Raw genomic sequence first — 24,407 nt, 5'->3', positions numbered from 1 at the left:
GCCCTCGCGGCCTAGTCGCTATTTAGGGCGTCCAAGATTTGGGACGCAGTTCACAACGCGCGCAGCGGGGCCTTTTGCATGTCCGAGGACGCGCCCGGAGGGAGACCCGGGACCGCCGACGGGAGTGATTTACTCAGCCGGGCAGATCTTCTTGAAGAGCTCGATAACGTCGTCGAGCGTCGCCTCGCGCGGGTTGCCCGGGAAGCAGGCGTCGGCCATGGCGTCCTTGGCCAAGACCTCGATCTCGTCGGCCTTCATGGCCTCGCAGACGTGCGGGATGTTCACGTCGGCAGAGAGCTGCTTGACGGCGGCGATGGCGGCGTCGGCGGCCTCATCGGTGCTCATGCCCGTGGTGTCAACACCCATGGCAACGGCAACCTTGGCCAGGCGCTCGGCGCAAACCGGCTTGTTGAACTCCATGGCGATCGGCAGCAGCATGGCGCAAGCGACGCCGTGCGGGGTGTCGTAGTGAGCGGACAGGGTGTGAGCCATGGCGTGGTCGATGCCCAGGCCAACGTTGGAGAAGCCCATGCCGGCGACATACTGGCCAAGAGCCATGCCCTCGCGGCCGGAGCCGGGCTGGCCGGACTTGGCCTCGGCGACGGAGTCGCGCAGGTTCTCGCTGATCAGCTTAATAGCCTCAAAGTGGAACATGTCGGAGAGCTCCCAAGCACCCTTGGTGGTGTAGCCCTCGATGGCGTGGGTCAGAGCGTCCATGCCGGTGGAAGCGGTCAGGCCGGCGGGCATGGAAGCCATCATGTCGGGGTCGACGACGGCGACCTCGGGGGCGTCGTTGGTATCGACGCACACGAACTTGCGGACCTTCTCGGGGTCGGTGATAACGTAGTTGATGGTCACCTCGGCGGCAGTACCGGCGGTCGTCGGCACGGCGATGGTGAACACAGCGTGGTTCTTAGTCGGAGCAACGCCCTCGAGGCTGCGGACATCGGCGAACTCGGGGTTGTTGATGATGATGCCGATAGCCTTGGCGGTGTCCATGGAGGAGCCGCCGCCAATGGTCACGATAGCGTCAGCCTCGGCGGCCTTGAAGGCCTCGACGCCGTCCTTGACGTTCTGGATAGTGGGGTTGGGCTTAATCTCGGAGTAGAGGCTCCAAGCGATGCCGGCGGCGTCGAGCTCGTCGGTCACCTTAGCGGTAACGCCAAACTTAACCAGATCGGGGTCGGAGCAGACGAAGATCTTCTTGTAGCCGCGACGCTGGAGCTCACCGGGGATCTCCTTGATGGCGCCGGAACCATGATAAGAAATGGTGTTGAGAACGAAACGATTAGCCATTGATAGCCTCCCATCGTGTGCGGGGCACCCATTACGCCCCACGCTATGAGTCCCATCCTAACGCTTTTGAAACAAAAAATGCATGAGAACGTCAAAAGTGTTAAAGCGTTTCAACATAATAACGGAGCCCCAGTCCTTCCCTCCCGACTGCAGCGAAGGCTAGATTATAGGAGCAATTGCCCAAAGAATACGACCGACTCAGTCTATAAATTGTTTCTGTTTTAACAATATATGTTTGACAATACGTTTATAAAAGGATACTTTATAGTAATTAATATGCATGCAGCAAATAGTGTCATTCATTTTGTTAGAAATTGCCCATGCGGTTATTGCAGCTGCATGTACTGCAACATACAGCGTAATTCTCCGCACGAAGCAGAAGACGGTTCCAATTCGATCGAGGCGATGACGCGTGATGGCTACTGGTCCTAAATCGAGCAAGACGGCTACAAACGAATATCGAATCTCAATTGAAGGTAACCCTTATCCGCATGCTCTGGCTCTCGTCAACCCAGCGGGAGACAACCTCAACATCAAAAGACATGGGTTCACGGGTCCACTAGGACAGCTATTGAGTCTTAAATACACCGTTTATGACGATGCAAATGAAAAGCTCTTTACTGTCGTCGACGGTGGTTTTAGTAACATGCCCAGGGTTGCGCTCATCATCGAACACAAGGAAGTTGCGGTGTTCGATTATGGCCTAAACAGACTTGAGATGAAGTGCGTAACGAACATACCGAATTACACAATAAAAGGTAACTTCCTATCTGGAGATTACGATATATTCAGTCAACGGGAAGTGAAGCTATCTTCAGTTAACGTCCTTCAATGTGATAAACAATCGTGCTTTAACATACAGGTTTTGGATAAAGCCGAATTAGCCGCCGCAATTGGAATACCCACAGCCATTGCCCTTCTGAGGGCTCGGATTGAAGAGCATCTCGAATAAATTGCAAAAAGCAGTTCGTAACAACATTCAGGAGCTAGATAGTTTTTTTCTGGCTCCTGAAGCTGTACTACATAGAGATGAAAAATATTGCGGCAAAGGGGCTGTCTCTTTGCCGCATTCGGTTACTTTCGACAGCCCTCTTTCCAAGCCTCTGCCGCAACCTTCCAGCGAAAACGCAAGTCGCGCTCGCGGTCGATAAACATGATGGCAAACGCGACAAACAGCAGCACGCTCGCCACGACGATGGCGTGCAGGCCCATGCGCTCAATACACCAGTTGCCCAACACGGCGCCAAACACAAAGGTAAAGATCACGCCAAAGTACAGCAGGCCGTTTTCCAAAAAGCCGCGCTTGTGGGTAATGATGTAGTCGTCCACGTTTTGCAAGGCATTACGGAGGTTGCCGATACACATGGTCGTGGCGATGCCGTGTCCATGAATCTTGCGGAAACTCTCGACCTGCATACCGCAGGCAAACGAAGTAAGGCAGTTGGCGAGCAGGTTGAAATCGCCGCCCGGGATAAAGCTCACGCCCAGCAAGATAACGGCTTCAAAAAACACCGTCACCTGGCGCCAGTGAATCACGCTGCCAAAACGCTCGTGTACCAGGTCGGCAAGCATAATGCCCACGGCAAACGACACCACGGGGAAGAAATAACGTCCCGCGAGCGCCCAATTACCCTCCGAGATGCTCACGCCCACCAACAAGATGTTGCCTGTCTGCGCGTTGGCGAAAACATGATCGCGCCCAATGTACGAATACACGTCCATAAAGCCACCGGCGAGCGCCAGAATGATGCCCAGCTCGATGGACTCCGATATCTGCTTGGCACGCTGCATCGTCGTGCGGCCTCCTTGTTGACGACCCTCTCGTGCGTTGGCGGAGACATAGCCGCCGTTCATACTGTAACCCATTGACAACATGGCGTGCGCGCGAGACGGGCTCCCCAACGCGCAGATACACAGTCTGGAAACAAACGGCGGGCGCGGCGCCATACCCGACGCCCGACGCCTCGTGTACTCCACCAGTCTTTTTAGCCCCGTCCCAAAAAGACTGGTTACAATTACGTGCAGCATACAGACACCGGGAGGGATCGTGGCAAAAAAGCCTCAGCACGCTCAGAACAGCCAACGCGGACAGCAGGGCAAACAGGACCAGCAGCAAAAGCGCGGCGGCAAAGCGCAGGCCACAGTCGCCCGCACCAAGCATTCCCAAGCGACGCCCGCCCGCCCCTGGCGACCGGGCCGCGATAAGTTCCTCCCCGTCAGCCGCGCCGACATGGATGCGCGCGGCTGGGACCAGTGCGACTTTGTCTACATCTGCGGCGACGCCTACGTGGACCATCCCAGCTTTGGTATGGCCATCGTCAGCCGCGTCCTCGACGCGCACGGCTACAAGGTGGGCATCATCTGCCAGCCCGACTGGACCGACCCCGCCAGCATCACCGTGCTTGGCGAGCCGCGCCTGGGCTTTCTCGTCAGCGCCGGCAACATGGACTCCATGGTCAACCACTATTCGGTGACCAAGCACCGCCGCCACACCGACGCCTATACCCCTGGTGGCGAGGAGGGGCGCCGTCCCAACCGTGCCGTCACGGTCTACGGCAACCTCATCCGCCAGACGTTCAAGGACGCTCCCATCATTATCGGCGGCATCGAGGCGAGTCTGCGCCGCCTGGCCCACTACGACTACTGGCAGGACAAGCTCAAGCGCTCGGTACTGCTCGACTCGGGCGCCGACATCCTCATCTACGGCATGGGCGAGCACGCGATTGTCGAGATCGCCGACGCGCTCGACGCGGGGCTGCCCATCGATCAGATCACTTATATCAACGGCACCGTTTACCGCACGGGTTCGCTCGACGAGGTCTACGACTACGACCTGCTGCCCAGCTGGGACGACCTTTCCGCCGACAAGCTCAACTACGCGCGCAGCTTTAACGTGCAGCAGCAGAATATGGACCCCATCACCGGACATCGCCTGGTAGAGCCCTACCCCAACAGCGTCTATGTGGTGCAGAACCCGCCGTCGGCAACACTCACCACCGATGAGATGGACGAGGTGGCAGAACTCCCCTACGCACGCGATTGGCATCCCGACTACGACGCAGCAGGCGGCGTGCCGGCCTTTGCCGAAATCAAGTTTTCCATTAGCTCCAATCGCGGCTGTTTTGGCGAGTGCTCGTTTTGCGCCCTCACCTTTCACCAGGGCCGCGTGCTGCAGATGCGAAGCCACGACTCGATCATGCGCGAGGCCGAGCTGCTCACACGCGATCCCGAGTTTAAGGGCTATATCAACGACGTGGGCGGACCGACGGCCAACTTTAGCCGTCCTGCCTGCGACAAGCAGCTCAAGCACGGCGTGTGCAAGAACAAGCGCTGCCTGTGGCCGAGCGTGTGCAAGAACATGGTGGTCGACGAGAGCGGCTACACGCAGCTGCTGCGCGACCTGCGCCAGCTGCCGGGCGTCAAAAAGGTCTTCGTGCGCAGCGGCATCCGCTTCGACTACACCATGGCCGATGCCTCGGACGAGTTTTTGCGCGAGCTGCTGGAGCATCACGTCTCGGGCCAGCTGCGCGTAGCACCCGAGCACGTGAGCGACGCGGTGCTGTCCGTGATGGGCAAGCCGAGCCGCGCCGTCTACGACGCGTTCTGCCGTAAATTTGAACGCTTGAACCGCGAATACGGACTCAAGCAGTATGTGGTGCCGTATCTGATCTCGAGCCACCCCGGTTCAACCATGAAGGAAGCCGTGGACCTTGCCGAGGCCGTACGCGACATGGGCTATATGCCCGAGCAGGTGCAGGACTTCTACCCCACGCCGTCCACCATGTCGACGTGCATGTACTACACCGGCGTAGATCCGCGTACCATGCAGCCGATCTATGTGGCGCGCGACCCGCACGAAAAGGCCATGCAGCGTGCGCTCATCCAGTATCGCAAACCCGAGAACTACAAGCTCGTGCGCGAGGCGCTGGAAAAAGCCGGCCGCCGCGATCTGATTGGCTACACCAAGCATTGTCTAATCCGCCCCGTGCCGCCGCGCCCGGGCGAGACGTCTGCTGGCGGTGGGCATGGCACCGGCAAGAAGGGCGGCAAGGCCCACGGTGGCGCCGCCGGCAAGGGGCCTAAGGGTAGCAAGGGCCACGGCGGCATGTCGCGCGCACAGAACACTGCCGGCCGCAATCGTGCGGCGCAGGGGCGCCAGGGCGCTAACGGCGGTGGCAGACGCAACTAGCGCGACGAGGGCCAGCCGGCGTCTCTTGGCCAGCCAGCGTCTCTTCATCGCTCAAGCGTGATTTCCCTAGTGGGAACACGCTCAGACGCACCTAGCCGTGTTTTCCTTAGGGGAATCACGGCAGATTTGTTTTTATCAACGTTGGCCCTTAAGGGATTGATGCTTGCTGGCGAGGACGATCTGTCTGGCACAGCTGCCTGAGCGAGCGCATTGCCTCTACCAGTACGAAGCCGGCGATGGCAACCGTGACCGCCACGTCGAGCGGCATGTTCACAAACCAGAGCAACGTCATGAGATACGACCCGGCGTTAAAGACAAAGTGCAGCAAGATCGCGTAGCGGAGCTTTCCGGTCGTCACGAGCACCCAACCAAAGATGAGGCCGGCGGCACCCGCGTAGCAACCCTGCACCCAATTCATGTGCATAAAACCGAAGATTGCCGCTTGCAGCGCAATCGCCGCGGCAACGCCCCAGGTGCTCGGGGCCGCCCAGGGCACTATGGCGCCGTCTTGCGCGTTCGCGCGGCGCCGGCGCTTCCAAAGTGGGCGGCACTGCGGATTAAACGCTCGGAGCGAAAACTCAAAGATGATGCCGCGCACCAGCAACTCCTCGCAAAACGGAGCGCCGAGCACCGTGGTCAGGACAGCCAGGTAGCTCGTGTCGCCCATGCCCGTTTCCTCGACAAGTTCACTGTAATCGGCCGCCGCCTCGGGCAATAGCGACAGCACGGCGTCGGTCACGTAGCCAACGACCACCTGCAGGGCCAGGCCGATCACGATAACGCAGGTGATGCGTTTCCACGCCCCACGCGCTCCCCCGCCAAGCGGGCGCTCGCCCTGCCAGCGCGCCATAAACGAGCGCGGCCACAGATAACGCCACCACAGCAGCGCCATCAAAAACGACGCCATCTGCGCGGCAGCCTGGAACCATTGGATATCGAGATTGTCGATCGGATAGCCCGTCAGCACCGACACGGCATCGAGAACTGAAAACAGAACCGCGCTCAGGGCAATATCTGCCGCGACAACGCCAAAACAGGCAAGCGCCCAAATCATCGCATTGAGCATGCCAACCTCCTCAAAACCGTTCCCTAGTTCTGCCACAACTCGGCAGAGAGCTGATCCCATGGGGACGGAGGAAAACGGATCACTTATTGATGAGAATCGGGCGCAGTGCCAAAAGCCCCGTTGGGCGAGATGTCGAACGGGAAGGTGCCGCAGCGATTGAACGCAGCGATAAACATGCGAATGGCGTTGGACGGCGTGGTACCCACGAGCTGGGTTGCCGCCGCGAAGGCTGCCTTCTCCTCGGGCAAGACCTTCGCGACTACAGGGGTCATGTGTTCTGCCATGGCGCTTCCTTTTTGAAACGACGGTAGTGCGGATAGATGCGGGCCACGCGGCTGGGCGACGGGCTGTGAAGGCAACCCGATTGGCCCGCATCCGGAGTTTGTTTCTGCGGCGTTGGTATTACTTGGTATTCCTAAGTATTACCCCGCAGATAGAATACCACAGCCGACCCCATGGGGACGGAGGAAAACGAATCATTTTGTTGTTGAGTCAGTATTTAGAGCGTGATGATGTCCGAGATATCGAGAGCCTGAGCATCGGCGACATCGTGCGTGGCAAGCAACAGCATACGGCCGTCGAGCGCCGGCGCCCACGGCGCCCGGTCGACCACGGCAAGCGCAAGCTCCGCTGCAACCCCGCCGCCACAGGGCCGCCAGCACGCCCATAACCGCCCTCACCTTTTGATTCGCGTACGACGTGGAAGGGGCGCGACGAACGTCGGCGCATGGCGCGCCCAATCTGGGTATCCGTCGCATGGTGCCCTATGTCCTGCATAATTTTACTTGCAACATGCATAAAAAGACGGGGACACCCCTCCCCGTCCCAACGTACCCCCGCTTGGACCGTGCAAAAACCGGAGTTTTCAGCATCGCGGCCCCCGCCGGCGGCGCCGCGAATCGTGGATGCCGCGCGATCGGCGTCGTTTTGGGGCACGGCGCGACGCGAAACGCGCGCTATCGCAGCGGCGGACCCCGTCCGCCAGCCCAAGTTGCCCGTCGGGGGATCCCGCGAGATCGAATAGACGCTTCCGGCGCGTATGCAGCCACCCCGGCTTGCTGAAAACTCCCGAAAATGCACGGCGCGCCCCGGGGGACCCGTGCGTGCCGTTAAAAACACGCTCGCATCCAAAAGTATGCGAACGTGGGAGCCAGATGGCGGCAAGGACGCCAAGCAGTGGGACGGAATCCCGGACGTGTCCACCCGGGCACTTCAGCCACCGCGCGTCAGCAGAAAACCTCATGCCCTGCGCCGATGTCGGATAGCCCATCCCCCATATCAACCCTTTGCGCAAAACGGCAATGCCCCGCCCACGCAAATACGTGAACGGGGCATTGTTCAAATTGTGCCGTCAGTGACTCTTTTGCGCCAGCGGCCTTCTAGCTCTAGCTAAGCTCGGGCCAGTAACCCTTGTTGGCCTCGATCATGTCGTCGAGAACTTCCTTGGCGACCTTCATCGAAGGCACGGTCTTGTTGAGCGTAAAGGCCTTGAGTGCCTTCTCGTACGAACCCTCGATCGTGGCCTCGACCACGAGCTTCTCGGAGTTCAGCTGCTGCATCATGAGGCCCTGCTGGAACAGCGGAATGTTGTCGCGGCTGATGACCTCGGGGCCGTTCTTGCCAATGTAGGCAGGCAGCTCGACCATAGCGTCGTAGGGCATGTTGGGAATAGCGCCCTTGTTCTCGCAAATGACCAGGAAGCGCTGCTTGGTGTCGTTCTTCAGAGCGATGGCCAGGTCGGCAATCCAGTCGCCGTGGCTGCCCGCATAGAACGTGCTCTCGTCGATCTCGCCCGTCTTCTCGTAGTGATCGATACCATCAAAGAGGTTCTTCTCACGCGTCTCCTCAACCTCATTCGCACGGGTGCGCTCGGGGTTGGAATGCTCGACGAACTCCTTCTGCTGCAGGTAGTAGTTCAGATACGTGTTGGGCAGGTACTCCGGGAAGCACTCCATGATCTCGTACTCGCCCTTCCAGACGTAGTACCAGCTGCCCTTGGTGTGGCGGTTCTGCTCGGGGTGCTCGTCAGTGGCCTCCTCGGGCTTCTTTGCCATGAGCGAGCCCATGCCCTTGAGGTAGGAGTCGGGCAGCAGAATCTCATGCTCCTTGATGTACTCGCGCAGCTGCGGGAGCACCTCCTCGCCCTTGTGGCGGATCGAGGTGAACCAACCAAAGTGGTTGAGGCCAAAGTAATCGTACTCGACATCCTTCTTGTCGATATCGAGTGCGGCGCAAACCACGTCGATGATCGCGATCGGCATGTCGCAGATGTTGATGATGCGAGCGTTGGGACGCAGCACGCGGCAGCCCTCGGACACGATGGCAGCAGGGTTGGAGTAGTTGAGAATCCAGTAGTCCTTCTTAGCGTACTTCTCAACGTCATCGATCAGCTCGACCATGGGGAAGATGGTGCGCATGCCGTAGGCAAGGCCGCCGCAACCGCAGGTCTCCTGGCCCACGCAGCCGTGACGCAGCGGAATCTTCTCGTCCTGCTCGCGCATGGCGTAGCCGCCCACGCGCATCTGGGCAAACACGAAGCTGGCATCCGTAAAGGCAGTCTCCTTGTCGGTGGTCACCGTGAGCTTGATGTCCAGGCCGAGGTCCTCGTGCAGAATCCAGTCCACGAGCACGCCGATCTTGCGCTGGCGCTCCTCGTTGATGTCGTACAGACGAATCTCGTCAACGTCGAGCTCGTCCTTGCGCAGAGCGATGGACTTGACGATGCCGGGGGTAAAGGTGGATCCGCCACCACACAGAGTAATGATCATTGTTTACTGCTCCTTCTCAATTGCGTTTTCGACCTTGTCGCGCATCTCGGCAACCTTCATGCCAAAGATGATCTGGATATTGTTGCCGTTGCGGTTGATGCCGCTGTTGGGCACGTGGTTGATGAGGCTCTCATCGATGAGGTCCGGGTTCTTAACGTTCACGCGGAGACGCGTAAAGCAGTTCTCGAGCTCCTCGATGTTGTCCTTGCCGCCAAGACCTGCGACCAGGTCGGCAATACCTGCATCGACGCCCTCTGCGGGAGCTGCGGCAACAGCGCCCTGCTTCACCGCGACAGACGCGGCGGCCTCGCCCTCGGCAACGGACTCGGCGAGCTCGGACTCCTCCTCGCGACCAGGCGTGTGGAGGTTGAGCTTCTTAATAAGGAAGGTGAAGAGGAAGAAGTACAGCGCGGCGTTGACGACTCCGAGCACGAGCATCATCGGCCAGTTGGTCTTATCGACACCAAGAACCAGGTTGGAAACCACGATGTTGATGATGCCGCCTGCAGTCGAAGCGGGCACGGAGAGGACCTTGAGCAGGACCAGGAAGATGCCGGAAAGAACCGAGTGAACGACAAAGAGCACGGGAGCGGCAAAGACAAAGAGGAAGTCCATGGGCTCGGTGACACAGGAGAGCACGGCGGTGATGATCAGCGGGATGATAACGGCCTTGGTCTTATCCTTGTTCCCCTTGTAAGCGGTGAAGATAAAGGCGAGACCGATACCGATGTAGGGCCACAGGTTGTTGAAGGTGTAGCTGTTGAAATACGTGCTATCGGAGAAGGGCTGGCCCGTCATTGCCATCTCGGCAACACGGATGGGATAGGCGCCGGCGATAACCTGATCACCCAGCGTAAGGGTGCCACCCACATCGGAGAACTGGAACGGGGTGTAGATGAGGTGGTGCAGACCGGTGGGAACGAGCAGCTTGTTGAGCATGCCGTAGATAAACAGACCGATGTTGCCCGACTCCTTAATGATGCCGGCAACGGAGGAGATGGCGCCCTGAACCGGAGGCCAAACGATGCAGAAGCCAGCGCCCATGATCCAGGAGATGATGATCATGATCAGGAACGGGAAGCGAACGCCCGAGAACATCGAAAGGGCAATGGGGAACTGCTTGTTCGAGTACTTGTTGAACACAGCACCAGTGATGCAACCAAGAATGATGCCGCCGAACACGCCGGTATCGAGCACCTGAATGCCCATAACGGTGGCCTGGCCGGTTCCGGTAAGGCCGAGCATGCCGCTCGCTTCGGCAAGAGAGCCGGTGGCGTTGAGCACGATGTTGTTAGCCTGCAGGAACAGGAAGAACGACATCAGGGCGATCAGCGAAGCATGGCCCTTGTTCTTCTTTGCCATGGCGCCGGCGATGCCCACGCAGAACAGAATCGAGAGGTTGTTGATGATAAACATCAGCGACTGATAGACAACGGCGCCCACAAGCTGGAACGGGCCGGAGCCCAGCACGGGGACCACGGCGCAGATGGTCTTGTTGGTCAGAATGATGCCCACGATGAGCAGGATGCCGGCAACCGAGAGATACATCATCGGCTGAACGATCGACTTCGCGAACACCTCCAACGGCGCTTTGAAATTGAACTTCTTTTTTGCGGTCATAGCGGTACTCCCCTTCCTTTTCCGCAAATTGAGATAGGTGTGCCCTAGACAAGACCGTGAGCCTTGCCTTATATCAATCGATGTGTGGGCACGTTATGCCTAGAGACCAGGTTCTCCAAGCAGGTTAACAATGTGATATGCGAGATAACTCTTCTCGGCATCGGTAACGACAACGTTATAGGTAGACGCCAAGTGGTCGGCAATTGACTCCGCACACGAGAACGCCCTCGGATACGCCGTTTCATCGATACGGAACAGCGCGTCGCCATTGACCTGCCCCGCCGCGGGATCGAGCGCTCGCTGCGCAAAAAACTGCAAATGGCGAACGAAACGTTCGTACGGCAACGAGGTGACGTCAAGGGTCGTGGCATAGTGCTCGGAAACAATCGCGAGCACGTCGCGAACAAGCTGGACCGAAACAATCAGACGGTCAGAGCGCTGCGACATGGTGGCGTTGACGATATGCAGCGTAATAAAACCCTGCTCTTCTTCGCTCATCTGGATGCCCATATACTCCTTGATAATCTGCAGCGCACGGCCCGCAAGCGCGTACTCCTTGCGATAGAACTGCTGGATCTCGAGCAGCAGCGGGTTCTCGCAGGGAACGCCTTTGCGCTCGCGCTCCAAAGCAAGGCTGATATGGTCTGCGAGAGCAATGAGAATCTTGTCTTTGATATCAACATTGAGCTCTCGACGGAGCATCTGAACGATGTCCTCGGAAATCACGAGGTTGACGGTGGGGATGGACTCCAAAAGATGTGCCAAGCGGTCAATCGTACGCGAATCCTGAGAAGTTCCCTCCTGCAGCGCATAGGTCTTTTCGACCGACGCCTCGTCGATAGCGTCGCCGGCATGGCGGCCAAAGCAGAGGCCTCGGCCGATGACGATGAGCTCGGAGCCATCGTCCGAAGTGACCATTGCGACGTTATTGTTGAAAACTCGCTTGATAACCACGGTACCCACCACAAGAATTTACTCGGAAAGCCAGACGACAGGCTCTTTAACAGCAACAGGGCCGGAAGCATGCTCACGAAGAGTCGAGTTCTCCGAACGCTCGCACACGATAACGAAGACCGTGGGGTCGAAGCCAGCGGCGCGAACCGCCTCGAAATCGACCTCGACGAGGGGCTGGCCCGCGTCGACATGGTCACCCTGAGCAACAAGCGCATGGAAGCCCTTGCCCTCAAGTTTAACAGTGTCGATTCCGATATGCAGCATCACCTGAGCAGAGCTGTCGTCGGACATGATGCCCAGCGCGTGCTCAGTCGGAAACAGCGCCGCGACGGTGCCGGAAACAGGAGCGCACACCGTTCCCTCTTGGGGAACCACGGCAACGCCATCGCCCACGGCACGGCTGCTAAAAGCGGGGTCATTGGTATTTTCTAGATGAACAAGCTCGCCGGAAACGGGAGCGAGGATTTCGAACTCGGAAGCTGCAGTCTTCTGCTCATCCGAACCGCCCATCAGGCGAGAAAAGAAACCCATGGTGGCATGTCCCTTCATAAATATAGCCCAACCAAAATCAAGCGAATGCATCCATAGAGACGCACCCGTTCAAAGACTTTGGTTAGGCCCACGTCCGAGGGACTCGGTAACCTTCCGCATTTCTTTTTACGCGAATTATTGTAGACAAGCCCAAAGCCGGAACAATCATTATGACCGGCGAACGGTATTTTTTCTTCGATAAACGGTATTTAGGCGGCACTTAGGGACGTTCCTTTCCCGCCGGCACCCAGGGACACTCCTTGCAGCAATTTCGCATGCGTTAGATGAAGAGCTCGCATTCCTTCCGCACGACGCAAACCTTGCTCAGCATCTGGGAAACAGCGGATAGCTCGTTGGGATCAAGCTCGCGAGCGCCTCGCGGGCATACGGCGATGCAGCGCATGCAGGAGATGCACGCCTCGTCAGCTGCTCGCTTGGGGTCGCCCTTGTCGATAGCACAAACGGGACACGCCGCGGCGCATGCACCGCAGGAGACGCATTCCTCTGTTGCCTCGGGTGCCATACGGCGACCTCCAGCTTGTTTATAAGGACGATTGCCGGGGATAGAGGGCTCGGACGCATCCTCAGCCAACAGCTTTTGCTGAATTTGTTGCGCAAACTCTGCGAGCTGCGCCGCATCCTGCGCATCCGGACGACCGGCAGCAAACTGACGAGCAACGGAATGCTCAGCAATAGCAGAAACCGCTGCGACCACCCTAAATCCGGCGCGCTTCGCAACGTCCTCCAACTCTACGAGCGTGTCCTCAAACGCGCGGTTTCCGTATACACAAACCAAAACAGTCCGAGCCCCGTTGCCGCGCACTATGCCCAACCGGTCAGCCACCACAGCCGGGATTCTACCGGCATACGCCGGCACAGAGATTACGGCCACGTCGTCCTCAGTCATCGAGACGGCGCTGAAATCTAGCCCGCTATCGGTCAGATCGACGGTAACGGTATTTTTGTCCAGCGCCCCGGCCACAAGGCCAGACACCTTCCGCGTTCCACCCGTCGGACTAAACACAATTTCGAATACGTCCATCGAGGCACCCTCCCCCTACGCCTGGCGACGCGTCAAGCCGTTTTCACATCCAGCCAGAGTATACGGTACGTGGGATCCACGTTTTGGTGCACCAAACACCCCAATGCACCCACCCTACGCTGTCTGCCTCTTCGTTTTGTATTAATTACGGTACAGATTGTATATATTTACGGGATACCGCCGTGTTCTCCTGAGTTACCCCATCCTGGCCCGTGCAAAAAACGGAGTATTCTGCAACGTGACCGCGCCAGCACCGCCGCGGGTGGGCAAAACTGTAGGGCGCCGTATCATTCTAAGTCCCGACATGGCGAGAATGACGCGCCCCTGCTCCGGAAAACGGCGAAATCTGACTCGGAACGCTCGCTAGGGATATCCGAAGGCCGCCGTTGGCAATACCGAATCGTATGCAACCAACTAGAGCTGCTGAATACTCCAAAAAATGCACGACGCACCCCATGGGACCCATTGCCGCATGACAGAAAATAGGTCCTCGGCATCCCCCAGATGCATTCCCGAGAAAATCGCGTTTGGATTAGCGATGGACACGGTAAACAAAAGGGCCCGAGCGTTGTTTGCTCGGGCCCTTTTGTTTGTCTCACGCTAGCGTGCGATGCGTATGTTATCTGCGCTTGCCGCCGCCGTCGCCGGGACGACGGGAGCTGCCGCCGCGATTGCCGCCACGATTGTTACCATAGCTGCCACGGTTATCGCGACCGCCGGCGCGACCGCCGCGGGAACCGGCCTGGTTGTCACCACGCCCGCCGCGGTAGCCGCCACGGCGCTCCTCGCGGGTGTCGTCGTAGTTGCGCCAATCATCGCGACGATCGCGGCTGGCACGCGGGTCGCGACGATCGCGCGACTCATTCGAACGACCGGCGCCGCTGCGGCCACCGTTGCCACGAGCACCCTCGCGACGCTCGCCGCCACGGACGCCGCGCTCGTCACGCGAACCACGGCCTTCGCCGCCACGGCCACTGCGCTCGTCATTGCGACCGGAACGACGACGGTCACCCGAGCCGCGCTTGCCGCCGCGCGAACCGCGGCCCTCGTCCTCGCGCTCAACACGACGACGGCCACCACGGTCCTCGTCCTCGCGGCGACGGCGATGCGCCTCGCCCTGGAACTGCTTGGCACGGCGCTCGGCACGGTTGCCGCGTGGGGTCTGCTCGACGGCAGCAGCACCCCCGCGCTCCTCGGCAGCTACCTCGCGGGCCACGCTCTCCACAGCCTCGTCCACGCGAGCCTGAACGCCCTCGCGCACGCGGGTCTTGCCGCCGCGCTTGGGACGGCCCGGACGCTCGCCGTCGCTGCGGCGCTCGTCGCGACCGCGGTTGGAACGACCGGCAACATCGCCGTAATCGTCGCCGTTGCGCTTGCCGTCGCGACGCGCCTGCTCAAGCTTCTTCTTGCTCTTGGACTTGCCGCGCTTGGTCTTCTTCTTCACCTTAAAGGCGGCAGGGTCGCGCTCGGGGTCAACCGCGGGCGGGTTGGGACCCACATGCAGGTCGCCGGCCCCGTAGATGTCGGCCGTCTTGTCCATGAGCTTCTCGATCTCGTAGAACTCATCGACATCCTGCTCGGTCACGAACGTGATGGCCCAGCCCAGCTCGCCGGCACGACCCGTGCGGCCAATGCGGTGGATGTAGTCGGTCGGCTCGGCCGGCACGTCAAAGTTCACGACGTAGCGCACGTCGCTGATGTCGATGCCGCGGGCGAGGACATCGGTTGCCACCAGTACGTCGACGGTGCCGTCGCGGAAGGCCGAAAGCGCGCGCTCGCGCTGGGCCTGGCTGCGGTTGCCGTGAATCGCGGCGGCCTTGATGCCCTTACGCTCCAGACGACGGCAGCAGCTGTCGGCGCGGTGCTTGGTACGCATAAAGACGATAGTGCGCTCCGGGCCCTCCTTTTTGAGGAACTCGGGCAGCAGGTTGTTCTTGGCCTCGATGGACACCGGGAACACAAACTGGTCGACGGTGTCGGCAGTCGACGTGGCAGGCGCGATCTCCACGCGGGCCGGGTCGCTCACCAGGTCGGTGATCTCGCCCACGGCCTCCTCGTCGAGCGTGGCCGAGAACAGCAGCGTCTGGCGCTCGGCCGGCGTCTCGCGCACAATGCGGCGGACGGCGGGCAAAAAGCCCATGTCGAGCATGCGGTCGGCCTCGTCGAGCACCAGCACCTTGACCTCGTCCAGGTGGCAAGCGCCCTGCTCGATCAGATCGACCAAACGACCCGGCGTGGCGACCAGGATGTCGCAGCCGTACTTGAGCGCCGCGGTCTGCGGCTTGTAGCTCACGCCGCCCACGACGGTCACGGCGACATGGCCGGTGACGTCGGCAATCTTACTGGCAACCTCGTCGATCTGCTGTGCGAGCTCACGCGTGGGGGTGATGACGAGCATCACGGGGCCGCGGCCGTTGCCCTCGGGCTTCTTGGCACCGCGACGGCGGTTGCGGCCGCCACGCTCGCGCACGGGCTTGGGCGGAGCAATGTGCTCCAGATTGTTCATGGTCGGCAGCAAGAAGGCGGCCGTCTTGCCGGTGCCGGTCTGAGCGGCGGCAAGCAGGTCGCGGCCCTCGAGCACAACGGGAATCGAGCCAGCCTGCACGGGCGTGGGCGCCGTGTAGCCCAGGTTCTCGATAGCACGGAGCATCTCGTCCGAAAGTCCCAGCTCGTCAAAGGCAGGCAGGCTCTTGGTCGCGGACTCAACGGTCTCGGCGGCGCTGGCCTCGTCGGCAGCATCGAAGGCAGCCTGGGTCATGGCCTCGCGGGCCTCGTCCAGAATCTCGGCGTCCGTGACGTCGGATACAGAATTACGCATATGTTGTTGTTCCTTATCTGCACGCGTTATGGGCACGGCATGCGGCCGCGCGAGCGTGCTTGGTAGTGCGCTAATACATACAAAAACAGGTGCGCACAGAGAGGACGTTGCTCAGCACGCTGGCGATCGCTTTGGCAGCCCTATCACGCGCCGTCCAGACGCAGCGGCCCTAAGCGATGGAGCAGATTCGCCGCCGGTTAGTATACCCGCGCTTCGCATGCCCCCACGTAAACCACAGATGACGGGGCGGGCCCGGACCGATTGTCTCAATCTGTAACAATTACGGAGCAAAACCGGGTCTACATGTTACGGATCGAGACAAACGGTCGGCACGGTTCACAAACGTCTCAATCTGTAACAGTTACGGAGCAAAATCGGTCCCAATTGTTATAGATCAAGACAGAGGGGGATTTCCGTCCAGTCCAAACCAAATCTCTCGCTCTTCCTGCAATTTCGAACATGTGGCCTATAATGTTGCTTTGGTTACGCTACATATTGCGCAGCCATTTAATACGTCGCCCACCGGGGGCCATTAATTCCTATCGCCATATTGGCTAGGAAGCAATCAAAGGAGGTATCCGTGGCAGCAGAGACGCCTTGCTCGGTCCTCTATAACGATATTCGCTCGTTCGGCGGTCTTAAACATCTCGAGATCGCCCGAATGCTCATCAATGGAAACTCTTATCTCGGCAGTACCCTGCTCGAGAAATGCTCTTCCAACCGCTCGTATCTCACCCGTTACATCGTCCATCGCGAGCCTGACCAGTGCGCGCCCGCCATCTACAGCGACTTTGCCGTCACCACGCTCAATCTTTCCGCGGCAATCTGCAGCAAGCTCGGCGGCGGCGAGTCCGCCTATCAGGCAATCGCCGAGCACTATCGCGGCCCGGCCGCCAACGAAATGATGTCGGCTCTCGCCAGCTACAAGTTGGACAGCCGCCTATATGCAAATGCCCTCAATCACATCGACAACTTTGACGGCAATGCCGTGCGCGAGAAGAGTACGCTTTACCTTATGCTCTTTGTGGCAACGGGGGCGCTCGCCGACCCCATCCAAGGCGTGGCTACCGTCGAGCGCTTTTGCGACAGCAAGACAGGCGGGCACTTTGGCACCACCGAAACTACCGTCGGACGTGGCTTTACTGGCAGCCTGGAGCAGCCGCGCACCGTCGCCCCCAACCTCGGTCTGCTCAGGACACATGCCGACAACTGCGTTGACATGCAGATCCACCCCCTTACGCGTGACCCGCGCGGCACGGTAATTGGGTCCTTGCCCAAAACCTCGCCCAGCATCACCGATGTAGGCGCCGACGCATCGCGCGAGCATCTCCGCATTTGGCTCGAAGGCGGACGCTGGTACGCCCAGGGCCTTGGGTCGACCAACGGCACAGTGCTCGAATCGGGTGCAGGCGACGGCGATATTGTGATTGAGCCGCCGCGCGACCAACGCGAGCCCGGCAAGATCTATCCCCCGGTTGAAATCGAAAACAGCGACAGGCTCCATCTGGGTCTCTACACGACATTCCTTGTCATTGTGGATTAGCGCGGGCGGTGATCGAAAGACGGTCGCCGTCCGTCTTTCGTCTTCTACCTTCTGCGTCGTAAACGACAATGCTCAGCGGTATACGTGGGCAGTGCGGCTATCATGGTACTTTACCGATATCCGCACTGCTCACGTATACGTGCTCACGCATACGCGCGGCAACCCATGCCAGACAAAGGAGCGCCATGGATACTACCGATAGCGCCTATGGCGACAAACTCATCCGTCTTGACACGTTCGACACCGCCGTGGCGGTCGACCCCAGCGCCGAGGACGACGCCAAGCGTCGGTTTATGACGCTTATTCTCCAGACGGCCCACCGCAACAACGGCAACATCGGGCACGTGCTGCGCGCGACCAACACGAGCGGCGAGGTCTTTGCCGTCAAGCTACTCAAGGACAACGCCATCCTTTCCGACCAAGCCCCCGACCGCTCCGCCGAGCAATCGGCCGCGCACCTGGCCAACACCGCCGCACTGTTCGAGGAGTACCGTCATCTGTGTACCGTCTCGCACCTGCGCGGATTTCCGCGCGTCTATGGCTACGGATCGTGCGAGGACGACCCGCTTATCCTCATGGAGTGGGTCGAGGGCACCTCGCTCAAACAGGCGCTGCCCTTGCTTCCGCACGACGCCTCGGGCGGGCTGACCACCCAGATGGTCGCCGCCGTCGGAAACGCCGTGCTTCGCGCGCTCTTGATGACCCAAGGCCTTGTGAATCCGGTCATCCATCGCGACCTGTCGCCTGCCAATATCATGTTCCGCACCACCAGCCGAACGCTCGAGCAGCAGATTGCCGATTGCTCCTTTGACCCCTGCCTCATCGACATGGGCTCCGCGACCATGGCCCTCGGCGACGACACGATCACCCGGCGCGCCGACATCTGGCGCTTTGCCACGCCCGCATACGCCGCGCCCGAAATGCTCACGCAGGATATCGAAGGCATCGCGGCCCTTCGCCGCTCGCCCGCGATCGACGTCTATGCGCTTTCGAGCATTCTGTACCAGCTCTACAGCGGTCGCAAGCCGTTCGATGTTGAGTCGACGGGTGCCGCGGCGACCGGCTCGTTCTACCTCATAAAGACCAAGACCAAGCCGGCGCCGCTCGAGCCGCGCTGCGAGGGCGACAAAGCGCTTGTCCAGATCATCATGAAAGGCATTTCGGTCGAACAGGGCGATCGCCCTACCGAGCAGCAGATGCTCGAGGTGCTCTCGACATACCTCCCCGCTGCAGAATCTGAGGACCGCGAGGGTGCAGGAGACGAGGCCGCAATTGATATCGATTCTGGCACGCACCTTAAGGTCGACGTCGCCGGCGAGCGCGCGCGAGAGATCCTGGAGCAGGCCCGGCACGACGCCATGACCCGCCGTCGCTTTATTATCGGCGGCGTCGTTGCGGTCGTTGCGGGGCTCGGCGTCGTTGGCGCGGCAACCCATGGCTTTGGCATCCCCGACTACCTGGACGGCATCCGCGGTTCGCTTGACGACTACACTTGGGACCAGCTGCAGGAGATTTCGCTCAAGATTAAGGCCGCCGAGACCCGTAGCGAGGCACGCGAGATTGCCAAGCGCTACCACCTGCTCGACGCTGATGGGCATATCCCCTATCCGTGCACCAAGCGTGTGAAGCTCGCCAACGGGCTGGAGGTCGGCGCTCAGCTTGTGGGCATCCGCCACGACGAACTTCTGGACGGTACAGGCAAGGCCGGACTGACGTTTATGTTCGATGCGGGTATTGCCGAGCGCGATGCTGCGGCTGAACCGCCGAGCGCCGGCTGGGCAGATTGCGAGCTGCGGGAATGGCTCAACGGCGACGGCCTTAAGCTGCTGCCCAACGAGTTGCGCGCACTCATCAAATCCGTCAAAAAGATCTCAAATAACGTTGGCGCCGCCAACAGTGCATCGTGTCTGAGCGAGTTGCCCGCAACCCTTTGGCTGCCCGCCATGGTCGAGCTGTGCGGTACGCAACCGCCCGATTCGTTTGCCGAGGACTATCACTACCTGGCAGACATCTACAACGGCGAGGGCAAGGAGTACCAACTCTTCCGCGAGCTCAAGGTGAGCCCGTATTCCACGAACGAGACGATGGTCCGCCAGTGGAAGGGCAAGGACACTTGTTGGTGGGAGCGCACGGTGAGCCCCGACACATCGGAGAGCGAAGGCACGCTCTATATGAACCGCGTGGGGCACGACGGCGACGTCTTTACGTACGCAACGCCTGCGGAAAAGCCAAGCAAGCGAACCTGCGTGATCCCCGGGTTCTGCATCTAGGGAGCGGGCGTCTTGCCGTGACGGGACCCCTCCCCGGCAATTGTCTCGTTCTGTAACACTAGCTCGGCAGATACAGATCTAGATGTTACAGAACGAGACAAAACCCAACCCCGCGAGACAACATCTCAATCTGTAACAGTAAGGGGTCAAAAAACTCTCTAGATGTTACAGATCAAGACATTTGAGTTGACCGCGGACGCTCTGTCTCGATCTGTAACAGTTAGAGGTCATATTTGCTGCTAGATGTTACAGATTGAGACATTAAGTTTCCCGTCAACTGTTTGTCTAAATCTGTAACAGCTATGGTTCAAAAACCGGTCCAGACGTTACAGATTGAGATGTTTGGCAGGGACTGCCAACGATTGAGCAGCCGCCCTCATCCGTAATGAAAAGTCATACATTCCAACTATTACTAGACACCCCCAGGGGGTATGGGTGTATAGTATCGGTTGGTTAACATTTCCGACACTACGTCACAGAAAGGAGAAGCCATGGCTCAAGATAAGTTCGACGTGGGCGGCATGATATGCGCCGCTTGCCAGGCGCACGTAGACCGCGCCGTGAGCAAGCTCGACGGCGTCGAGAGCGTCGCGGTCAATCTGCTCGCCGGCTCCATGATGGTCGACTATGACCCCGCGCAGGTCACCCCCGACGACATCTGCACCGCCGTCGATCGCGCTGGCTACTCGGCCTCACCCGTCAGCACGGGCACCGACGCCGCCCAAAGCGGCAGTACGCAAGCCAGGTCCGGCGCCGCCCATATGGAGTCGCCCACCAAAAAACTGGAGGCCGCCGCCTCTGCCATGCGCACTCGTCTCATCGTCTCGATCGTATTCCTCATCCCACTGTTCTACATAGGCATGGGGCACATGCTTGGCTGGCCGCTGCCCGGCATTTTCACCGACCATACCCACAGCATGACGCTCGCCCTCACCGAGCTCGTCCTGCTTATCCCCATCGTCTATGTCAACGACGCGTACTTTATCAACGGGTTTAAATCGCTCGCGCACGGCGCGCCGACCATGGACGCTCTCATCGCCGTCGGCGCCACCGCGTCGATCGCCTGGTCGCTCTATGCCATGTTTATCATGGCCGACCAGCTGGCCACAGGTCAGGTGCACGAGGCCATGATGACGGGTATGAGCAACCTGTACTTTGAGAGCGCCGGTACAATTCTGTCGCTCGTCACCGTGGGCAAATACCTCGAAACGCGCAGCAAATCCAAGACCGGCGGCGCCATCGAGGCGCTCATCGACTTGGCGCCCAAGACCGCGACCGTCGTTGCCGACGACGGCACCGAGACCACCGTCGACGTCGACAGCATCCTTCCCGGCCAGGTCCTGCGCGTGCGCCCCGGCGAGTCCATTCCCGTCGATGGCGTGGTGCTCGAGGGCAGCTCGGCCGTGGACGAGAGCGCGCTCACCGGCGAGTCCATCCCCGTGGAAAAGGCCGCCGGCGACACCGTCAACGCCGCCACCGTCAACCGCACCGGCTCGTTTACCTTCCGCGCCACGCGTGTGGGTGCCGAGACATCGATCGCCAAGATTATCCAGCTCGTCGAGGACGCCAACGCCACCAAGGCGCCCATCGCCCGTATGGCCGATAAGGTCGCCGGCGTGTTTGTGCCCGTGGTGTTTGCGATCTCGGCCGTGACCTTTGCGGCGTGGATGGCACTGACCGGCAACATAAACGAGGCGCTCACCTCCGCCGTGGCCGTGCTGGTGATCAGCTGCCCGTGCGCACTGGGCTTGGCCACGCCTGTCGCCATTATGGTGGGCACCGGCAAGGGCGCCGAGATGGGCATTCTGTTCAAGAGCGCCGAGGCGCTGGAGAACCTGCGCAGCGTGGGCACTGTGGTGCTCGATAAGACGGGTACGGTCACCCGCGGCAAGCCCTCCGTGACGGACATCGTGGTTGCGACGCGCGCCGACGGCTCGCTCGCCATGAGCGAAAAGGCGCTGCTCAAGCTGGCCGCCGCGCTGGAGCGCTCAAGCGAGCACCCGCTGGCCGAGGCGATTATGGCCGAGTGCGAGACACGCGGGATCGTCGCGCGCATGGTCGAGGACTTTGCCGCCGTGCCCGGACGAGGCGTTACGGCGCGCGAGGGGCAAAACGCCATTGCCGCCGGCAACGTACGCCTGATGAACGAGCTGGGCGTTACCGTGCCCGCGGGTCTTGTCGAGCAATTTGCCGCCGAAGGCAAGACGCCGCTGTTCTTTGCCAAGAACAGCGAGCTTGTCGGTACCATCGCCGTGGCTGACGAGGTCAAAGAGACGAGCGCCGAGGCCATCGCCGCACTGCGTTCGCTTGGCGTCGACGTGCGCATGCTCACCGGCGACAACCGCGTGACAGCCGAAGCAATCGCCCGCCGCGTGGGGCTGAGCAGCGAACAGGTCATCGCCGACGTCCTCCCCGCCGACAAGGAGCGCCATGTGCGCGAGCTGCAGGACGCGGGCGGCAAGGTCGCCATGGTGGGCGACGGCATCAACGACTCCCCCGCCTTGGCGCGCGCCGACGTGGGCCTTGCGATTGGCACCGGCGCCGACATCGCCAAAGAAGGGGCAGATGTGGTGCTCATGCGCAGCGACCTCATGGACGTCGCCCGCGCCATCGAGCTGTCGCGCGCGACGATCCGCAACATCAAGCAGGACCTGTTCTGGGCACTGTTCTACAACGGCATCGGCATTCCGCTGGCGGCGGGCGTGTTCTTCCCCCTCACCGGTTGGCAGCTCTCGCCGATGTTCGGCGCCGCGGCCATGAGCCTGTCGAGCGTGTGCGTCGTAAGCAATGCGCTGCGCCTGCGAACCTTTAAGCCTAAAGTGGCAAAATAGGCTCACTATTACGTCCATTTAGAACGGGTTTTCCAGGTGCCAGAGATTGACCTGAAAGAGGAGCGACGCGTACTTTGGTACGCGAGCGACGGCTTGAAGGTCAAGGTCGGGTGCCTGGGAAAGCCGACACAACAGAGAGGAATACCCATGCGTTACACAATCAAGACTTCCGGCCTCATGTGCGGCCACTGCGACGCTGCTGTCGAGACGGCACTGCTCAACGTGGCCGGCGTGACCGACGCCGACGCCGATCACGAGACCCAGACCGTCCAGGTGGAGTGCGCCGACACCGTGACCGCCGAGCAGCTCGCCGCCGCCGTCGAGGGCGCCGGCGAGAAGTTCCACGCCCTGTCCGTAACCGCCGCGTAACAACCCACGCGCACCCCGACCAGAAACGAGGACCCGCCATGATGGCAGACCATAAATCGGTGACCCGCATGCTCAAGACGGCACGCGGTCAGATCGACGGCATCCTGCGGATGGTCGAGGAGGACCGCTACTGCGTCGATATTTCCACGCAGCTTATGGCAACGCAGGCGCTCATTGCGCGCATCAACGCCGACGTGCTCAAGGCGCATATCGAGGGCTGCGTGACTTCGGCAATCGAATCGGGCGACGAAGACCTCAAGGCCGCCAAGCTCGCCGAGATCGAACGCGTCGTCGACAAGCTCTCCAAGTGATTGGGGCATTGGGGACAGACTGCTTTGCACCATCTTGGTGTATCGGGGACAGGCACGTTTGCACCGCATTGGTGCAGATTGACCTGTCCCCCTTGCTCTAAATCGGGTATAAAGGCGTGCAGCATATCGAACGAAAGGCAATTTGCATGAATGACTTTATGAAGGGCCGCAATGGTGCCGATGAACTCACCATCGTGATGGGTTTTGCCGGCATCGTCATCGCGATGATCGGATCGATAGCCCGCATCCAGTGGCTCAGCTGGATTGCCATCGCCGTAATCGTGATTGGCGTGCTGCGCGGCCTGTCCAAAAATATCGATGCACGTCGCAAGGAGAACGAGGCCTTTGTCGCCACGACCGCCAATGTTCCCGGCTTGGGCAAGTTCGTCGCCAGCTTGGGCGGCGGCGCTGCAGCGGCCAGCACCTCACGCGCAGCCGGCACCAGCAAGGAAGACTTTGAGCGTGCCAAGCGCACGGCCAAGAAGATGTGGAAGGGCCGCAAAACTACGGCATACCTCAAGTGCCCCAACTGCGGCCAGATGCTCTCCGTCCCCAAGGGCAAAGGCAAGATCCGCGTCACCTGCCCCAAGTGCCACGCCAAGATGGAAACCCGCTCCTAACGCCCGCACGCGGGATAAATTAATCAGGTTTGTTTGTCCCAAATCTTAAGTATTTGTTCGATAAAAAAGCCGAGGCCTCGTGTTGAGACCTCGGCTTTTTGTATGCGGCAACGGAGCTGCACCTTTGGCTTATAGGACAAAATGTGTGTCCCGATAGAACATCCGTTTCCATCCATTAA

General features: G+C 60.1%; 18 protein-coding genes. 8 read left to right on the top strand and 10 right to left on the bottom strand.

Going from position 1 to position 24,407, the window contains the following annotated elements; translation table 11 throughout:
- Nucleotides 1–129: 129 nt before the first annotated feature.
- A complete protein-coding gene (gene fucO, locus DWW51_RS09370; RefSeq protein ID WP_117634860.1) occupies nt 130–1,296 on the bottom strand; it encodes a lactaldehyde reductase in 1,167 nt (388 codons plus the stop codon).
- Nucleotides 1,297–1,711: 415 nt separating this feature from the next.
- Here fucO and DWW51_RS09365 point away from each other — a divergent pair, with 415 nt between their 5' ends.
- A complete protein-coding gene (locus DWW51_RS09365; RefSeq protein WP_147344077.1) occupies nt 1,712–2,248 on the top strand; it encodes a hypothetical protein in 537 nt (178 codons plus the stop codon).
- 122 nt (nt 2,249–2,370) lie between these two features.
- Here the strand turns inward: DWW51_RS09365 and DWW51_RS09360 are convergent, their stop codons facing one another.
- Nucleotides 2,371–3,087, bottom strand: a complete 717-nt coding sequence (locus DWW51_RS09360) for a YoaK family protein (protein WP_089572184.1) — start codon at nt 3,085–3,087, stop codon at nt 2,371–2,373.
- 256 nt (nt 3,088–3,343) lie between these two features.
- On the opposite strand from DWW51_RS09360, the gene DWW51_RS09355 reads away from it, so the two are divergent.
- Nucleotides 3,344–5,485 (top strand): YgiQ family radical SAM protein, encoded by a 2,142-nt coding sequence (locus DWW51_RS09355; protein ID WP_231501632.1) that lies wholly within the window; start codon nt 3,344–3,346, stop codon nt 5,483–5,485.
- A 148-nt stretch (nt 5,486–5,633) separates the two neighbouring features.
- Here DWW51_RS09355 and DWW51_RS09350 read toward each other — a convergent pair whose 3' ends face one another.
- From DWW51_RS09350 to DWW51_RS09315, 8 genes are all read right to left on the bottom strand, one after another.
- Nucleotides 5,634–6,551 carry a CPBP family intramembrane glutamic endopeptidase gene (locus DWW51_RS09350; protein ID WP_197032243.1) on the bottom strand — a complete coding sequence of 306 codons (918 nt, stop codon included), beginning with the start codon at nt 6,549–6,551 and terminating at the stop codon, nt 5,634–5,636.
- A gap of 83 nt (nt 6,552–6,634) precedes the next feature.
- Entirely contained in the window at nt 6,635–6,835 is a 201-nt protein-coding gene (locus DWW51_RS09345; protein ID WP_117583961.1) for a hypothetical protein, read from the bottom strand.
- A 1,101-nt stretch (nt 6,836–7,936) separates the two neighbouring features.
- Complete coding sequence (locus DWW51_RS09340) at nt 7,937–9,319, bottom strand: 6-phospho-alpha-glucosidase (RefSeq protein WP_117774306.1); 1,383 nt, start codon at nt 9,317–9,319, stop codon at nt 7,937–7,939.
- Nucleotides 9,320–9,322: 3 nt separating this feature from the next.
- Nucleotides 9,323–10,939, bottom strand: a complete 1,617-nt coding sequence (locus DWW51_RS09335; RefSeq protein ID WP_117774305.1) for a PTS transporter subunit EIIC — start codon at nt 10,937–10,939, stop codon at nt 9,323–9,325.
- A gap of 99 nt (nt 10,940–11,038) precedes the next feature.
- Nucleotides 11,039–11,893 carry a PRD domain-containing protein gene (locus DWW51_RS09330; RefSeq protein ID WP_117774311.1) on the bottom strand — a complete coding sequence of 285 codons (855 nt, stop codon included), beginning with the start codon at nt 11,891–11,893 and terminating at the stop codon, nt 11,039–11,041.
- Between the two features lie 18 nt (nt 11,894–11,911).
- The gene (locus DWW51_RS09325; protein ID WP_158559620.1) at nt 11,912–12,424 is read right to left on the bottom strand and encodes a PTS glucose transporter subunit IIA; all 513 of its coding nucleotides are present in this window, start codon (nt 12,422–12,424) and stop codon (nt 11,912–11,914) included.
- Nucleotides 12,425–12,704: 280 nt separating this feature from the next.
- Nucleotides 12,705–13,406: a 4Fe-4S dicluster domain-containing protein gene (locus DWW51_RS09320; protein ID WP_231501631.1), complete on the bottom strand. Its 702-nt coding sequence runs from the start codon at nt 13,404–13,406 to the stop codon at nt 12,705–12,707.
- A 679-nt stretch (nt 13,407–14,085) separates the two neighbouring features.
- On the bottom strand, nt 14,086–16,284 hold the full coding sequence (locus DWW51_RS09315; protein WP_197032242.1) for a DEAD/DEAH box helicase: 2,199 nt from the start codon (nt 16,282–16,284) through the stop codon (nt 14,086–14,088).
- A 580-nt stretch (nt 16,285–16,864) separates the two neighbouring features.
- On the opposite strand from DWW51_RS09315, the gene DWW51_RS09310 reads away from it, so the two are divergent.
- The 6 genes from DWW51_RS09310 to DWW51_RS09285 all read left to right on the top strand — a co-directional run bounded on the left by DWW51_RS09310 (nt 16,865) and on the right by DWW51_RS09285 (nt 24,228).
- Nucleotides 16,865–17,827 (top strand): FHA domain-containing protein, encoded by a 963-nt coding sequence (locus DWW51_RS09310; protein WP_117774302.1) that lies wholly within the window; start codon nt 16,865–16,867, stop codon nt 17,825–17,827.
- Between the two features lie 185 nt (nt 17,828–18,012).
- Complete coding sequence (locus tag DWW51_RS09305; protein ID WP_197032241.1) at nt 18,013–20,097, top strand: DUF6273 domain-containing protein; 2,085 nt, start codon at nt 18,013–18,015, stop codon at nt 20,095–20,097.
- Between the two features lie 491 nt (nt 20,098–20,588).
- Nucleotides 20,589–22,928 carry a cation-translocating P-type ATPase gene (locus DWW51_RS09300; protein WP_117774300.1) on the top strand — a complete coding sequence of 780 codons (2,340 nt, stop codon included), beginning with the start codon at nt 20,589–20,591 and terminating at the stop codon, nt 22,926–22,928.
- 147 nt (nt 22,929–23,075) lie between these two features.
- Nucleotides 23,076–23,297: a heavy-metal-associated domain-containing protein gene (locus DWW51_RS09295; RefSeq protein WP_117774299.1), complete on the top strand. Its 222-nt coding sequence runs from the start codon at nt 23,076–23,078 to the stop codon at nt 23,295–23,297.
- A 38-nt stretch (nt 23,298–23,335) separates the two neighbouring features.
- Complete coding sequence (locus DWW51_RS09290; protein ID WP_006235337.1) at nt 23,336–23,608, top strand: metal-sensing transcriptional repressor; 273 nt, start codon at nt 23,336–23,338, stop codon at nt 23,606–23,608.
- A 146-nt stretch (nt 23,609–23,754) separates the two neighbouring features.
- On the top strand, nt 23,755–24,228 hold the full coding sequence (locus DWW51_RS09285) for a hypothetical protein (protein ID WP_117774298.1): 474 nt from the start codon (nt 23,755–23,757) through the stop codon (nt 24,226–24,228).
- Nucleotides 24,229–24,407: the final 179 nt, after the last annotated feature.

It is taken from the genome of Collinsella sp. AF15-51, from assembly GCF_003462845.1.
Taxonomy (GTDB): domain Bacteria; phylum Actinomycetota; class Coriobacteriia; order Coriobacteriales; family Coriobacteriaceae; genus Collinsella.
Note: the sequence above shows the minus strand (reverse complement) of the source record. Positions and strands in the feature narration are given on the sequence as shown.

Excerpts from the sequence above, each read along its gene's own strand:
- DWW51_RS09365 (WP_147344077.1), top strand. The coding sequence starts at position 1,712 with ATGGCTACTGGTCCTAAATCGAGCAAGACGGCTACAAACGAATATCGA.
- DWW51_RS09315 (WP_197032242.1), bottom strand. The coding sequence starts at position 16,284 with ATGCGTAATTCTGTATCCGACGTCACGGACGCCGAGATTCTGGACGAG.
- DWW51_RS09345 (WP_117583961.1), bottom strand. The coding sequence starts at position 6,835 with ATGGCAGAACACATGACCCCTGTAGTCGCGAAGGTCTTGCCCGAGGAG.
- DWW51_RS09350 (WP_197032243.1), bottom strand. The coding sequence starts at position 6,551 with ATGCTCAATGCGATGATTTGGGCGCTTGCCTGTTTTGGCGTTGTCGCG.
- DWW51_RS09325 (WP_158559620.1), bottom strand. The coding sequence starts at position 12,424 with ATGGGTTTCTTTTCTCGCCTGATGGGCGGTTCGGATGAGCAGAAGACT.
- DWW51_RS09285 (WP_117774298.1), top strand. The coding sequence starts at position 23,755 with ATGAATGACTTTATGAAGGGCCGCAATGGTGCCGATGAACTCACCATC.
- DWW51_RS09335 (WP_117774305.1), bottom strand. The coding sequence starts at position 10,939 with ATGACCGCAAAAAAGAAGTTCAATTTCAAAGCGCCGTTGGAGGTGTTC.
- DWW51_RS09340 (WP_117774306.1), bottom strand. The coding sequence starts at position 9,319 with ATGATCATTACTCTGTGTGGTGGCGGATCCACCTTTACCCCCGGCATC.
- DWW51_RS09300 (WP_117774300.1), top strand. The coding sequence starts at position 20,589 with ATGGCTCAAGATAAGTTCGACGTGGGCGGCATGATATGCGCCGCTTGC.
- DWW51_RS09305 (WP_197032241.1), top strand. The coding sequence starts at position 18,013 with ATGGATACTACCGATAGCGCCTATGGCGACAAACTCATCCGTCTTGAC.
- DWW51_RS09360 (WP_089572184.1), bottom strand. The coding sequence starts at position 3,087 with ATGCAGCGTGCCAAGCAGATATCGGAGTCCATCGAGCTGGGCATCATT.
- DWW51_RS09295 (WP_117774299.1), top strand. The coding sequence starts at position 23,076 with ATGCGTTACACAATCAAGACTTCCGGCCTCATGTGCGGCCACTGCGAC.
- DWW51_RS09290 (WP_006235337.1), top strand. The coding sequence starts at position 23,336 with ATGATGGCAGACCATAAATCGGTGACCCGCATGCTCAAGACGGCACGC.
- fucO (WP_117634860.1), bottom strand. The coding sequence starts at position 1,296 with ATGGCTAATCGTTTCGTTCTCAACACCATTTCTTATCATGGTTCCGGC.